Here is a 13,248-nt window from a genome sequence, read left to right as displayed (position 1 = left end):
AGTGTGGCCAATGTGACTGATGCTGTGAGTGTTGCATCCACATAAGGGCCGAAAGGGCTGCCGTGCTGACACGACGCACCAGGTTGCGCCGACTGGCGGCAAGCCTCACGACGTTCGCCTGCACGCTGTTGACCGCCGCCGTCACACCGCCCGTCGCGCACGCCGCGGATGCCCGTGAGTTGCTCGCCAGCGCGATCGGCGCCACCAAGGGCTCGTATCTGGTGTACAACTTCGGTCCCGGCCACCCCACGCCGCTGATGGACGCCAGCGGCCGCTGGTACGAGATGAACAACGGCGGCCACCTGATGATCATCAAGAACGCGGCGGAACGCCTGGCGCCGCACCTGCTGGTCGACACCCACCGGGGTGACCAGGCGCGCTGCGAGAACAACCCCGGGGCCCGCACCGGCGAAGGCCTATGGCAGGCCTCCGAGCTCTACGCGCCACTGCAGGCGTGGCAGCGGATGGGGCAGCCGACCATCGCGATCAACGCCAACTTTTTCGACGTGCGCGGGCAGAAGGCGGGTTCGTGGCGTCAGACCGGCTGCAGCTCACCGCTGGGTGCGTTCGTGGACAACACGAACGGGCAAGGCCGCGCCAACCAGGCTGTGACCGGTACCGCGGCCTACCCCGGCAAGCAGGGGCTGTCCGGCGGCGGCGAGAGCTGGTCCTCGCTGACCACGATGATCCTGCCGACCGGTGGGGCGCCGTACGTGGTGTGGCCGCGCAGCAAGAACGACTACGACGCCGCCACCCCGGTGGTCGCCGACCTGCTGAACAAGAACGAGAAGTTTGTCGCGGTGTCCGGGATCGGGCTGCTGGCCCCGGGCCAGACCCAACAGCTGCACGACGGCGGCCCCAGCGCGGCGCGCACCGCCCTGGCCTACGTCAAGCAGCGCGACGAAATGTACATCTTCGAGGGCGGCAGCTACACGCCGGACAATATGCAGGACCTGTTCCGCGGACTGGGCAGTGATACCGCGATCCTGCTGGACGGCGGCGGGTCCTCGGCGATCGTGCTGCGGCGCGACACCGGCGGTATGTGGGCCGGCGCGGGTTCGCCGCGCGGGTCGTGCGATACCCGTCAGGTGCTGTGCGATTCCCACGAGCGCGCCCTGCCCAGCTGGCTGGCCTTCAACTAAAGATCTTCAGCCGCAATGGTTTTCGCCTCAGCGGCGCCGTACCGGAAAATCAGCAGGCTCGCCGCCACCACGGCTGCCGTCAACGCGAACACCGGCGCGATGACGAACCGCGACAGCGTGGCGCCGAGAAATGCACCGGCGCACATCGTGAAAATCACGCTGAAGCGCAGCTTTTGACGCTCGCCGGTGCCACCGGAGAGTCGGCTGTCCAGGCCGAGGCTGACGATCGTCGACGTCAAGACGGTCGTCGACAGTTCCTGGATGCCGAACTGGCGGGCACTCGAATGCTGCAGACCGAACGTCACCGTGAGGAACGCGATCATGATCAGCTTGGTGTTGTCGTGATAGTGCAGCACGCCCGTACCGGCCAGGATCGACAAGGTAAGCAGCAGCAGGATTTCCGTGGCCAACACGGTCGTGATCCACTTCCTGGCCCGCTCACCGAAATACCGTTGCAAGCGCCCGCTGAGGATCGTGGTGGTGACGAAGGTGGGCAGCGCCACCGACACCGCCGTCAGGTCGATGCTGGTACGCGGGGCAAGCCAAAAGCCGAGGAAGACCACGTTTCCGGTCATGTTGGCGACGAACACATGGCCGAGGACCAAGATACTGATCGAGTCGGCCAGCCCGGTCGCGAAGGTCAGCAGCAACAACGCCGCAACGGTGAATCGCTCGGTTACCGGCGACGTGGTGGCCACGGGTGCAGTATATTTCGGCGGTATCGGTTCGGCCGGACTACGGATGCGGCGTGAGGTCCAGGGAGGTCACGGTCGTCATCCTGGTCACCAGCCAGCGCCCGTTCGCGCGTTTCATGAACAGCCGATAGGACAGGTACTTCAACGCCGGGATGTCTTTGGTCAGCGGGCTCGTCGAGGTGGTGTTGGTGTAGACGATGACGACCGCGTTGGGGCCATCGAGCGATTCGACCGCCGCACCGGTGACCTGAGTCCGGTTGGTGATCTTGGCCTGCTTGTTCGGAGCCACGATAGCGTCGACGAATTTGCGGTACTGGGCCTCGAAGTCACCGCTGAGGTAAGCCGACGCACGATCGGCGAGGCTGTCCATGTTCTCCGGGGTGTAGGTCCACAGCGTCGTGATCGCGTTGGCCGCGGTGCGGGCCACGTTGAGCTTGGTTGCCGCCGTAGCGCGGTCAGTCAGATAGGGCTGCACTGCCGCGCCCGCGAAGGCCGCGGAACCGACGAACACGAGTGCGGCCACCACAACGACGATGCCCATCCATTTGCCGGCCAGCAGTTTGCGACGCTTGCGGGCGCCCTCTTCGGTCGCCGCGGCGGAATCGTCGGTCTCCGCGTCGGCGTCGGCATCGGACTCTTCGGACTCCACCGTGTCGGTCTTTTCGGCGGGTTCCGTTGCGGTGGCGGTGTTTTCGTCGTGTTCAGCGGCGTCGTCGGAGATCGCCTCGGCGGTCAGATCACCTGCAGCAGGCTGCTTATCTTCCACTGATTCCCTTCCCGCGTAGCAGTTGCCGTCCAACGATTGGTGTTCTCGAATACCTGTTTTTGATCCGGCGACTTGGACGTGACCTCGGTCGCCACCATGACGGTGGCGCTGCCGTCGTCGTTCCACCGTTCCACGGCGGCGCCGAGGATGGTGCCGGTCGCGGGCTCCGCACGGGCAACCTGCAACAGGATCTCGTTGGCCTTGTCGTGATACTGCTTGGCGAAATCGCCTGTCGCCTGGGCCATTATCCGCATGACGTAGTCGTTGGCGTGATAGGGGTCAAGCGAGGTGAACTGCGTCATGAACCCCGTCACGTAGTTGAGCACCTCGCGGGTCTTGGAGGCATCGTGCTCGCGGGATTCGTGGGAGATCAGCATCAGGGTGCACAGCGTGATCGCCACGGTCGTCAACACCGCGGCGACCGTGCTCGCCACGGGTAGCTCCCATCGCCGGCGCTGCGTCTGCGGATCCGCCGCGACCAGCAGCGCGCCCTCGCCGGGCTCAAATCTGCGGCGGGGGCTCATTTTCCGTTCCCCGGCGGTTTCGGCTTGGTCAGCACGGCGAGGTTGTCGACCAGCCAATGGCCGCCGGCGTCCTTGACGAAATTCACCCGGACGGTCGCGGTGATGTAGCGCTCCTGGGGCGCCGCGCCACGCCGGCCCTGCATGAACAACAACATCGTCGCCCGATCCGGCGACGCCGATTCGATCGAGCCATCGGTCACCCAGTACTCGTTGATGACGGGGTTTCCCTTTTGGACGATGTCCTGCTGCGCCTTGAGCGGGCCGCGGTAGTTATCGGTCGCCAGCGACTGGGCCCGCTTGAAATCGTCGGATAGTGTCTTCGGGTCGTAGGTCAGCATCTGCGCGACGATCTTCGGCCCCTGTATCGAGATCTCGGCCCGCGTCTGGTCGGTCTGCTGATCGCGAGAGTAGACCACCTCGTAGCTCACGGCCCCGCCCGCCACGCACAGTCCGGTCGCGGTGAGCACCGCGATGATCGTCCACCGCCGGATGATGTCGGGCCGCGGCGGCTGCGAGCCTCGCACATCCGTGCGCAGCAGCATGTCGGCGAACGTACGGCGCTGCGAATCCCACAGCGGCCAAAGCCATCCCACCACCGACACGGTGTCGAGCAGGTGCGCGAGATCGCGCAGCAGCAGGCCCCAGGCGCCGACGACGGAACCGTCACGGTGCCGCACCGCGATTCCACACAGAGCGCGTCCCAGGCTCCAGCCGTAGACGGTCGGCAGCAGCAGCCGGTTGACCAACATCGCCAGGATGGCGATGCCGAGGACACAGACGCTCAGCCACCACCACACGCCCTGCGGCGGCACGGTGAACGACACCAACGCCATGGTGGTCGCGACCGCGGCGGCGGGCAGGACGTCGACGGCAAACGCGCACACGCGAATATGCCACGGCGCCAAGGCATTCTCTGATGACACTTGGGGAGCCGTGGTCTGAGTTTCCTCGACCACCAGCGTCACTTCGTCACCTGGTCGAGCCTGGCGATCCGGTACTGGCCTTCGTCCAGCGCCATTCTCACCCGAAGCCGATAGCCGGTCTCGTTCTGTGACTGATCGGCGACCACCTGGACGCGCATCGCCACGAGCACGTCGATCGAACCGTCTTTGTTGTTGCGCTCGACCGCTCCGCGCACATCCGAGACCTGGACGTGGACGTTCGCGGACTGATAAGCCTGCACGAGCATGCCGGTGTAGACCATGGCCTGTTCACGGAAGGCGTCGGTCCCGCATTCGATGATCTTCTGCTCGCTGGCGATCATCGCGCTGGTGTCGGGCGCCTGCGTGGCCGACACGCACTCGATCGCCGCCTTGAGCGCCGCGGCGTTGTTGCGCGCGATGGCCTGGCTCTCGTGGTGGTACCGCAACGCCAGGTAACCGCCGGTGCCGACGGCACCGGCCAGCAGCACCAGGGCCGCGGCGATGCCGGCCAGCCATCCGCGCCCCAGGGCCGACGGGGGGCGCCGGTGCGCCTCCGCCTCGGTCGCGTCCTCGCCGTCGGTTTCCGGCTGTTCGCCATCATCGGGCGCGGCGTCGCTGGAGGACTCGGGCTGCTCCGAGGCGATCGCTTCCGGGGCTTCCGGCGCGGCTTCGGGCTCGACTGCAGCCGAATCCGGCGCCGTCACCTCAGGCTGCTCGGCTCCGACCTCGGATTCTGGCGAATCCTCGGCCGTCTCCTCGGTGTTTGTCTGCTCGGCTCCGACCTCGGATTCTGGCGAATCCTCGGCCGTCTCCTCGGTGTTTGTCTGCTCGGCTCCGACCTCGGATTCTGGCGAATCCTCGGCCGTCTCCTCGGGGTTTGTCCCGTCGGTGACGTCGTCCGATTCCTTCGGCCGTCTCCGACGTAGACGACTAAGCATCGACATCGGTGGTGGGTTCAGCCGGCGGGTGCCAGCATCTCCTTCCATCCGTCGTCTCCTGTTTTGGTCGAGTTTTCGACGGAGTATTTGACGCCGTCGGGCCCTACCAGTTCACCGCTCTGGGGACTGTATACCGCCGAGGGAGGTCCAAAGGGTGTGTAGACACACGGGTTGGGCTGCTGTCCGTTGCACTGCACGGTACCTTGCCCGGGTCGGGTCAACGGGTCACTGGTCGGCGGTGGCGTCCCCGCGACCCGGTCCGAAGGTGCCGGGTTCATGCCGTTGTTGATCGACGGCGCGGGGATCACCATGCCCGGTCGCACCGACTGATCGCAGCGCGCTCCCGGCGCCGGGCAGGTCAGAATCTGGTTCGGGTCACCGAACCAGGGGTTCGTCCCGGCGGGAACGTAGGGCTTGGGGTCGCGGCACTCACGGGGCGTGGCCGCCCGCTTGCCGGGGATATCGGTACACGGGATGTTGCGCGAGCCACGCACGCTGTTGGCCGGGGTATCCATCGGAATCTTGCAGTAGGTGCCCGACGGCAGCGGCTGCATGCTGGTGTCGGCCGGCGCCCGCCACTCCGGCGCGGGAATGAAGCCGGTCAGACACGGCGGCGGCTGGTTGATCGACAGTGCCAGGTCGAGTGCGGCCTGGTTCGGGAACGGCGCGGCCACCGTCTGCGCGATCGAGGCACCCTGCGGCAGGAACACCAGCACCTGCTCCACCCCGGTGTGGTAGCGCTTGAGCAGGTCGAAGACGACCTCGAGATTCGCCAGCGTCTGCGGCAGCGACTCCCGGACGTCGCTGAACACGTCGTTGACCTGATCGGCGGTCGGCGCCGCTTGCGACAGAATGCTTTTCACGTTCGCGTCGCGCTGCGCGGACTGCGCGGCCAGCGTATTCAGGTTGCGCGCCCAGCGCTCGATCGCGTCATTGGACTTCACCTGGCTGTCCAGCACCGGTCCCGAGTTCACGATGATGTCGTTCACGTTGGTGATGTTGGTCTTGAAGTCGCCGACGATCGCCTGCGTCGAGTCCACCAGGCGCTGCAACGCCGGGCCCAGGCCGCCGACCGACTCCGCCGTCTCGTCGAGCAGCTTGCCGATCTTGTCCTTGGGCAACGCCTCGAGCCCGCGGTTGGCGGTGTCGAGTGCCGGACCGATCTCGGCCGGCACGGTGCCCTTGGAGATGGTTTGCCCTTCGGCAAGGTACTTGCCGGGGCTGCCCGACGAGACGATGTCCAGATACTGCTCACCGACCGCCGACACCGAGTGCACGTTCGCGACCGCGTCGACCGGGATCTTGTACCGGCTGTCGATGCTCATCGTCGCTTCGGCGCCATGGTCGGTCGGCTCGACGTCGGTGACCTTGCCGATCGTGATGCCGCGATAGGTCACGTTGGCCGTGGGGTACAACCCGCCCGACGCCGGCAGCTCCGCCTTCAGCGAGTACCGGCCGATCCCCATCAAACTGGGCACCTGCAGGTAGTAGATGCCGAGCACCAGCAACGAGACGACCGTCAGGACCAGGAACGCCCACAGCTGGCGTCGAATGAACGGGGTCAGCAATTCCGGTCCCCCCTTTCCACCAGCGGACCGCCGGGCGCGTCATTCGGGTTCGGCGTGTAGCGGACGTCGGGGATCATCGTCTCCGGGTCGCGGCCGAACGACTGCTCGAGTGCCCGCAGCGCGCCCGACAACCCGGTTCCGGTGAGGAACGCGTTGTCGACCGAGCTGTAGGTCACGTCCAGCGTCAGCGAGATGTTCACGTAGTCACCGCGGAACATCTTCGGGACGGTGTCGATGTCGAACGGCTGGGTCAGGATCAGCTTCAGCGCACCGATCAGGTAGGGCGAGGAGCGGCCGAGTTCCTTCAGCGGGCATTGCAGCGCCTGCAGATCGGTGTGCAGCGGGCCGCGCGCCGCCGACAGGTACTGATCCGCGGCCCCGCTGAGCCGGCCCACCGAGTCGACGGCGTTGATCAGCAGATTCCTGGTGTCGGCGAAATGCTTGATCAGCGGCGGGATGTCGGTCAGCACTCGGTCGAGAACGTCCGAGCGGCCGCCGACATAGACCAGCAGCCGGTTGGTGGAGTCGATCGCGTGGGTGATGTCATCACGCTGCTGATTGAGCTGGGCGGTGAAGGTGTCCAGCTTGCCGATGAAGGAGCGGATCTGCTCGCCGCGCCCGTGGAAGATGTCGTAGACCTCGTTCTGCAGCACTTCGAGGTTCGGGATGCCGCCACCGCGCAAGATCAACGACAGGCTGGCCAGCGTCTGCTCGGTGGTCGGATACGACGACGAATTCTTCAGCGGAATGGTGTCGCCGTTGCGCAGCAGCTCCGACGACGGGTTCGGCGGCGCGGCCAGCTCGACGTGCTGAGAACCCAGCAGCGAGGTCTGGCCGATCCGCGCGATCGCGTTCTTCGGTAGCTTGACGCTGCTCTTCACGCCCAGCGTCAGCGTCGCCACCCAGTTCTTCAACTCGATCTTCTTGATCGACCCGACGAAGACGTCGGCGACCATCACCTTGCTGTTGCCGTTGATCGCCAAGGTGTCCGGCACCTGCACATAGATGGTGTAGGAGCCGGGGCCGTCGCCGGGACCGCCGGGAATCGCCACGTTTGAGATGCCTCGCCAGCCACACGAGCTCAGCACCATGGCGATCACCAGCAGCACCATGCCCTGCCAGGCCCGGCGCCGGATCAGGCTCGACCCTATCCTCACTGGCCACCCCCGAAGTCAGGGCCGGACGGCGGCCCACCGGCGTTGGGTGCCACCGCGACCACCGGCGCGGGCGTCGGGGCGACGGGACCCGGAATCACGCCCGGTCCCGGCGCCGGCGGCTGGATCGGCGTCGGCGCCCGCAGCCCGATGGGCGGCAGGATCGGGTTCTCGTCGTAGGCGTTCGGCGGGCCCGGCGGCGTCTGATACTGGGATTGAACGGGCTCGATATTGGGACCGCCCATCAGCTCCTCAAGCGATTCCGGCGTCATCAGGCCCGCGGTGATCGGCCCGACCTGCTGGCCTTGCATGCCCGGCGCCACGATCCAGCCTTGCTGGGTGTTGCGGTGCGAGGTCGGCGTATCCGGCACCCAGATACCCGGGACGGTGGTGTCCTTATAACCGTTCGGCGGATGCAGCCGATCTTCGGAATAGGCGACCTGCTTGGGCAACGTCTCGGCGGTGCTGAACAGGTTCAACCCGAACGGCAGGTAGTTGAACTTGATCGCGTCGAGGATCGGCGCCAGATACTGCGCGCACAGTTCGGCGGATTCCTGGTAACCGAGCCGGCTGCCGGCCTGAATCGAGCTGCAGATGAACTGCATCGGGTTCGCGAAGTTCGTGATCGCCGGAATGGCGACCACCGACCCGTGCGACGGGTGATAGATCTGGTTGATGTTGGCCGCAGCCGTCGGCAGCACATGCAGCGCGGTCTCCAGCCCGTTCAGCGGCTCGGGCTGCAGCAGCGTGTTCGTCGCGGTTTCCAGGTTGTTGACGTCGGTGGTCAGCACCTCGCGGTTCTTGTCCAGCCACGGGCGCACGGTGCTCAGCAGGCTGTCGAACTGCTGCAGCGCATTGTTCAAGGCGCCGTCATCGCTGGCCAGCCGGCCGGTGACGTCGGCCAGGTTCTGGTTCAGCGCGACGAACTGCGCGTCGTCGGCGTGCAGCGCGTTGACGAACAGCGCCAGGCTGCGCACCACCGCGAAGAAGTCGCCGCGGCCCTCGTTCAACGCGTTCAGCGCCGACGACAAGCTGTTGAGCGCGGTGTTGATCTGCTTGCTCTTGCCTTCCAAGCCGTCGGCGAACGACGAAATGACCTCACCGAACGGACCCGTGGGCTGCTCCTTCGTCGGACCCAGCTTCGAGATGATGTTGGTGATGCTGTTGCGCAGTTCGTCCCACTCCACCGGCACCTGGGTGCGCTCTTCGGGAATCACGGCGTTGTCGCCCAGCACCGGTCCGCCCTTGTACGGCGGCTCCAGCTGGATCGCACGCGACGCCACCAGGGTGGGGTTAAGGATCACCGCCGAGGCGTTGGCCGGGACCTTGTACTTGTTCTCGTAGTGGAACGTCACCTTCATCTTGTCGCCGACCGGTTCGATGCTGTCGATCGAGCCGACCCGCAGGCCCATGATCTGGACCTTGTCCCCCTTGTAGAGGGCGTTCGCCGCCGGGAAGTAGGCGACGACGGTGTTGTTCGTCAGCTTCTCGAACAGCCGGTAGCCGACATAGCCGACGACCAGGGCGACGACGATGACCAGCGCTCCGATGATCGCCGTCGTCCGGGAGAACTTCGGTAGCCGGACGTTACGGACGTCAAAGATGGTGCTCAATTCTGGCTACCTCCCGTGACACCACTACCGCCCGAACCGCCGGGGTTGATGAATGGCGCCGGCAACTGGTTCCCCGGTCCGGGCGGGGCCGGGGGACCCGGCGGCAGACCCGGAGCGAAGGTCGACGGCGGCGGCGTCGGGCCGGCCGGTCCCAGATTCTCAGTGCGCGCGCCCGGCGGAGCCTGGGTCGGCAATGGCACCGGCGTGCCCGGAACGTTCGGGGGCGGATCACCCGGGCGCCCGGCGATATTGATGCCGGGGGTCGGCGGCAGACCGTCCGGGTTCGGCGGCGACGTCGCAACGTCGACCGGCGCGGGGAAGCCCGGCCCGCCGAAGGGACCGGTGGCCGCACCCGCACACGGCAGCGGATTCCACGGCCGCGGCAGACCCTCGTCGCCGACGGTGATGTTGCCGCCGGGGTTGGCCGGCGTGTAGGAGCACGGCGATCCGGGCGGGATAGCCGGTCCGGGGTGCTCGGGTGTGCCCTCCAGCACCGGCGGTGCCGGCGGCGGCGCGCCGTTGGGGAATCGGGTGCCGTTGGGATCGGGCCAGCGGTATTCCGGCAGACCGGCACTGCGCCAGAAGTTCTCCGGGTCGATGCCGCGCTTCTTGAAGGCGGCGTCCACCCACGGCTGGATGATCTGGTAGAGCGCCAGGTTGTGCAGGACCACCTTGAAGAAGGGGCCCGACGCGATGGCCTCGTTCAGGGACGGCAGGAAGTGGCCGACCTCGGTCAGACCCGCAGCCACGTCGTCTTTGCGCTCGACCAGGATCTTGCTGATCGTGCGCAACTGCTCGAGCACGTGGTTGAGGTTCGGGTTGTCATTGATCAGGCCCTTGACCTGTTCGGAGAATGCGGCGATGTTGCCCAGCAGGGCGTTGATGGCCTGACCGCGCTCGTTGAACGCGGCCAGCAGCGTCTTGGCGTTGACCAGCAGGCGGTCGACCTGCTCACTGCGGTCGCCCAGCACGCTGGCCACCTGGTTGGCCTGGGCGAGCAGGTGCTTGACCTCGGCGTCGCGCTTGCCGACCGTGTCGGAGAACTTCGAGACGCCCTCGAGCGCGGCGCTCAGGTGCGGATAAGTCTGGTCGATGGTCTGCGACAGCACGTGCAGCGATTCTTTGACCGTGTCGATGTTCCAGCCGGAGGCGGCCTTGGTGACGTCGAAGAACGCGTCGTAAATCTGATACGGCGTGGTGCTCTGGCCCAGCGGCAGCGAGGCGCCGGGCTTCAGCTGCTGGTTGCCGCGCGCCTCGATCTCCATGACCTTCTTACCGAGGATGGTGTCGGTGCGGATCGCCAGCCGGCTCTCGGTGCCGATGGTGTTGGTGCCGATCGAGAACTTCATCACGATGTGGTCGCCGTCGATCTTGAGGGCCTCGACCTTGCCGACGTCCATGCCGGCGATGCGCACCTTGTCACCGACGTTGATCCCGCCGGAATCGGTGAACTGCCCGTAGTACGCGGGCCTGGCCATCAGGATCGGCACGCTGGTGAAGCTTTGCCCGACGCCGATCACGAGCAGCGTGACCACGATGCCCATCAGACCGATCCGAAGCCGGTTCGGCGGTTCCAGCGTTCTCATTGCGGCGTGCACCTACCCGTCGGCTGCTGGAAGAGCCGGACCGTGCGGACCGGACCACCGCCCTGCAGACCGTTGATCTTCAGCGTGATGTCGCAGGCGTAGAAGTTCACGAAGTCTCCGTAGGACCCGATGGCGCGCCCGATCATGTTCAGCGCGCTCGGCACCTTCTTGAGGTAGTCCTGCAGTTGGTCTTGCTGGTCGATCAGCGGCTGCTGAAGCCCGTCCAGGTAGTTGATCGACTTGTGCAGCAACGCGCGATCCTCGCCCAGCAGATCGGCCACGGTGCCGGCCGCGTTACTGATGTGCGCGGTCCCGCCGGCCAGCTGATCGCCGTGGTCCTTGAGCCCGGTGATCAGCACCTCGAGGTTGTTGATGGTCTGGTCGAATTGCTGGCGGTGCCGGACCGTCGTGTCCAGCACCACGTTCAGGTTCTTGATCACCTCGCCGATGGCCTGGTCACGCTCGCCGATCGCGTTCGTCAGCTGAGCGGTGTTGTCCAGGATGTCGTTGATCGTGCCGCCCTGACCCTGGAACACCGTGACGAGCGCGCTCGCGATCGTGTTGACCTTCTCCGGATCCAGCGCCCGGAACAGCGGCTTGAAGCCACCGATCAGCGCGTCGAGGTCCAGGGCCGGCGCGGTGCGCGACAGCGGGATGAAGCCACCCGGCGGCAGCACCTTGTCCGCGCCTTCACCGTCGCCGCGCTTGAGCTCCAGGTACCGGTTACCGATCAGGTCCAGGTAGCGGATCTGCGCCGTCGTCGACTGATACAGCGGAACCGAACGGTCCACGTTGAACTTCACCCGCACGCGCTTGCCGCTGTCGATCAGCTGCACCGAGTCGACCTTGCCGATCTCCACCCCGGAGGCGCGGACGAACTGGCCTTGCCGCAGCCCGCTGATGTTGCTGAACTCCGCGGTGTAGGCATTGGTGCGGTCGAACCGCATCTGGCCGAACACCACAACGATCATCACAGTGAAGAGCAGCAGCACCAGCGAGAAGATGCTGAGTCGGACGAGCGTACCGGTGATTTTCATGGGTTGATCGTGTTATCCCCTACCTGACGGCCCCACACGTATTCGATGGCGTAGGGCGAACCGGTGTCGAGATGGTTGTAGGGCGCGATGCTGTTGCCGGAGTCCATCACCAACTCGGGAGCGGGCCACAGGTCATGCGTGATGTGCTGCCAGCAACCCGGCGCACCGCCCGGGCCACCGCGGGCGTTCACCCGCGGCAGGTTCTCGGGATAGATGTAGGGGTTCGGCGCCCCACCGACCACCCCGGCCAGGCCGCCGACCAGGCTGGCGATCGTGGCCACCGCGGAGACGGGGTTGGCGAGCAGACCGAGCCCGGACAGCGCCTCGGTGTGGGCGTTCAGCGAGTACCCGTTGCCGGCCAGGAACGAGGCGGCCTTGGGCTCGATGTCGTGGTAGTTGCGCAGGGTGCAGAAGATCGCCGGACTGTAGGTGTCCAGCAGCTGGGCGGTGGGCACCAGGTCGGCGGCGCCGCGCGCCAGGTATGGGCCGCCCTTCTCGAAGATCTCGGCGCCGGTGTTGCCGAACCCGGCGGCCGACAACAACGCCCGGTCCAGATCCTTCTGCTGCGCATTGATCGTGCGCGACGTGACGACCGCGTTGTTGAGGAAGTCGAACAGGTCCGGCGAGGCGTTGGCGTAGGTGTCGCCCAGACCGGCCAGCTGCTGGATGTCGTGGCGGATCTGCGGCATCTGCGGGTTGACGTCGTCGAGGACCGCGTTGCCGTTGACGACCGACTGTCCGAACTTGTCGCCGAGGCCGGCCAGCGACTGCGCGGCCGCGCTCAGCGTCAGGTTCAGCTTGACCGGATCCACCTTCTCCGCGATCGAGGTGACGGTCTGGAACAACGTGTTGATCTCCGTCGTCACCGACCGCGCGTCGATCGTCGACGACGGGCCGAGTCGTTGCGGCGACGGGTTCTGCGGCGTCGTCAGCGACACGTACTTGCCGCCGAACACCGTGGTGGCCTTGATGTCGGCGTTCACGTTGGCCGGGATCAGCTTCAGGTACCGCGGATAGACGTCCAGGGTGAACTTGGCCGCCGGCTTGCCGTCGCGGACGATCTCGGAGATGGTGGCCACCCGACCGATCTCGACGCCGTTGTAGGTCACCTTCGAACCCGGATCCATCACCAGACCCGCCCGCGATGCCAGCATCGTCAGCTTGGTCTTGGGGGTGAAGTCGCCGCGGAACTGCCCGTAGATCAACACGAAGATCAGCGCGCCGATGACCAACAGGCCGATCCCCGCCAATTTGTAGGGCGGAGTCCGCGAAGCGTTCGTCTTTCCGGGTCGGGTCATGGCG

The 13,248-nt window shown here is 66.2% G+C and carries 12 protein-coding genes; 1 reads left to right on the top strand and 11 read right to left on the bottom strand.

Annotated features, from left to right (window positions below; genetic code table 11):
* Positions 1-35 precede the first annotated feature (35 nt).
* A complete protein-coding gene (locus tag MAAFP003_RS01540; protein WP_096283833.1) occupies positions 36-1,142 on the top strand; it encodes a phosphodiester glycosidase family protein in 1,107 nt (368 codons plus the stop codon).
* Here the strand turns inward: MAAFP003_RS01540 and MAAFP003_RS01535 are convergent.
* The 11 genes from MAAFP003_RS01535 to MAAFP003_RS01485 form a co-directional block, all read right to left on the bottom strand.
* Complete coding sequence (locus MAAFP003_RS01535; protein WP_096283831.1) at positions 1,139-1,840, bottom strand: YoaK family protein; 702 nt, start codon at positions 1,838-1,840, stop codon at positions 1,139-1,141. The two genes, MAAFP003_RS01540 and MAAFP003_RS01535, sit on opposite strands and share 4 nt — an antisense overlap.
* A gap of 37 nt (positions 1,841-1,877) precedes the next feature.
* Positions 1,878-2,603, bottom strand: a complete 726-nt coding sequence (locus MAAFP003_RS01530; protein ID WP_096283829.1) for a mammalian cell entry protein — start codon at positions 2,601-2,603, stop codon at positions 1,878-1,880.
* Entirely contained in the window at positions 2,570-3,127 is a 558-nt protein-coding gene (locus tag MAAFP003_RS01525) for a mammalian cell entry protein (protein ID WP_165796274.1), read from the bottom strand. Before MAAFP003_RS01525 ends, MAAFP003_RS01530 begins: the two co-directional genes overlap by 34 nt.
* On the bottom strand, positions 3,124-4,092 hold the full coding sequence (locus MAAFP003_RS01520; RefSeq protein ID WP_096283827.1) for an RDD family protein: 969 nt from the start codon (positions 4,090-4,092) through the stop codon (positions 3,124-3,126). The genes MAAFP003_RS01525 and MAAFP003_RS01520 overlap by 4 nt, the downstream gene beginning before the upstream one ends.
* Entirely contained in the window at positions 4,089-4,754 is a 666-nt protein-coding gene (locus tag MAAFP003_RS01515) for an Mce protein (protein ID WP_243393736.1), read from the bottom strand. The genes MAAFP003_RS01520 and MAAFP003_RS01515 overlap by 4 nt, the downstream gene beginning before the upstream one ends.
* Before the next feature lie 251 nt (positions 4,755-5,005).
* Positions 5,006-6,556, bottom strand: coding sequence for a virulence factor Mce family protein (locus MAAFP003_RS01510; protein WP_096283823.1), 1,551 nt, complete (start codon positions 6,554-6,556; stop codon positions 5,006-5,008).
* On the bottom strand, positions 6,550-7,668 hold the full coding sequence (locus MAAFP003_RS01505; protein WP_096283821.1) for a virulence factor Mce family protein: 1,119 nt from the start codon (positions 7,666-7,668) through the stop codon (positions 6,550-6,552). The genes MAAFP003_RS01510 and MAAFP003_RS01505 overlap by 7 nt, the downstream gene beginning before the upstream one ends.
* 41 nt (positions 7,669-7,709) lie before the next feature.
* Positions 7,710-9,323, bottom strand: coding sequence for a virulence factor Mce family protein (locus tag MAAFP003_RS01500; RefSeq protein WP_096283819.1), 1,614 nt, complete (start codon positions 9,321-9,323; stop codon positions 7,710-7,712).
* Positions 9,320-10,909, bottom strand: a complete 1,590-nt coding sequence (locus MAAFP003_RS01495; protein WP_096283817.1) for a virulence factor Mce family protein — start codon at positions 10,907-10,909, stop codon at positions 9,320-9,322. The genes MAAFP003_RS01500 and MAAFP003_RS01495 overlap by 4 nt, the downstream gene beginning before the upstream one ends.
* Complete coding sequence (locus MAAFP003_RS01490; protein ID WP_096283815.1) at positions 10,906-11,946, bottom strand: virulence factor Mce family protein; 1,041 nt, start codon at positions 11,944-11,946, stop codon at positions 10,906-10,908. The genes MAAFP003_RS01495 and MAAFP003_RS01490 overlap by 4 nt, the downstream gene beginning before the upstream one ends.
* Positions 11,943-13,244, bottom strand: a complete 1,302-nt coding sequence (locus MAAFP003_RS01485; RefSeq protein ID WP_096283813.1) for an MCE family protein — start codon at positions 13,242-13,244, stop codon at positions 11,943-11,945. The genes MAAFP003_RS01490 and MAAFP003_RS01485 overlap by 4 nt, the downstream gene beginning before the upstream one ends.
* Positions 13,245-13,248: the final 4 nt, after the last annotated feature.

The organism is Mycobacterium ahvazicum (assembly GCF_900176255.2).
Lineage (GTDB): Bacteria > Actinomycetota > Actinomycetes > Mycobacteriales > Mycobacteriaceae > Mycobacterium > Mycobacterium ahvazicum.
This window is presented reverse-complemented; position numbering and strand designations above follow the sequence as displayed.

Coding starts and splice junctions, on each gene's coding strand:
- MAAFP003_RS01525 (WP_165796274.1), bottom strand. CDS start 3,127: ATGAGCCCCCGCCGCAGATTTGAGCCCGGCGAGGGCGCGCTGCTGGTC.
- MAAFP003_RS01505 (WP_096283821.1), bottom strand. CDS start 7,668: ATGGTGCTGCTGGTGATCGCCATGGTGCTGAGCTCGTGTGGCTGGCGA.
- MAAFP003_RS01495 (WP_096283817.1), bottom strand. CDS start 10,909: ATGAGAACGCTGGAACCGCCGAACCGGCTTCGGATCGGTCTGATGGGC.
- MAAFP003_RS01490 (WP_096283815.1), bottom strand. CDS start 11,946: ATGAAAATCACCGGTACGCTCGTCCGACTCAGCATCTTCTCGCTGGTG.
- MAAFP003_RS01485 (WP_096283813.1), bottom strand. CDS start 13,244: ATGACCCGACCCGGAAAGACGAACGCTTCGCGGACTCCGCCCTACAAA.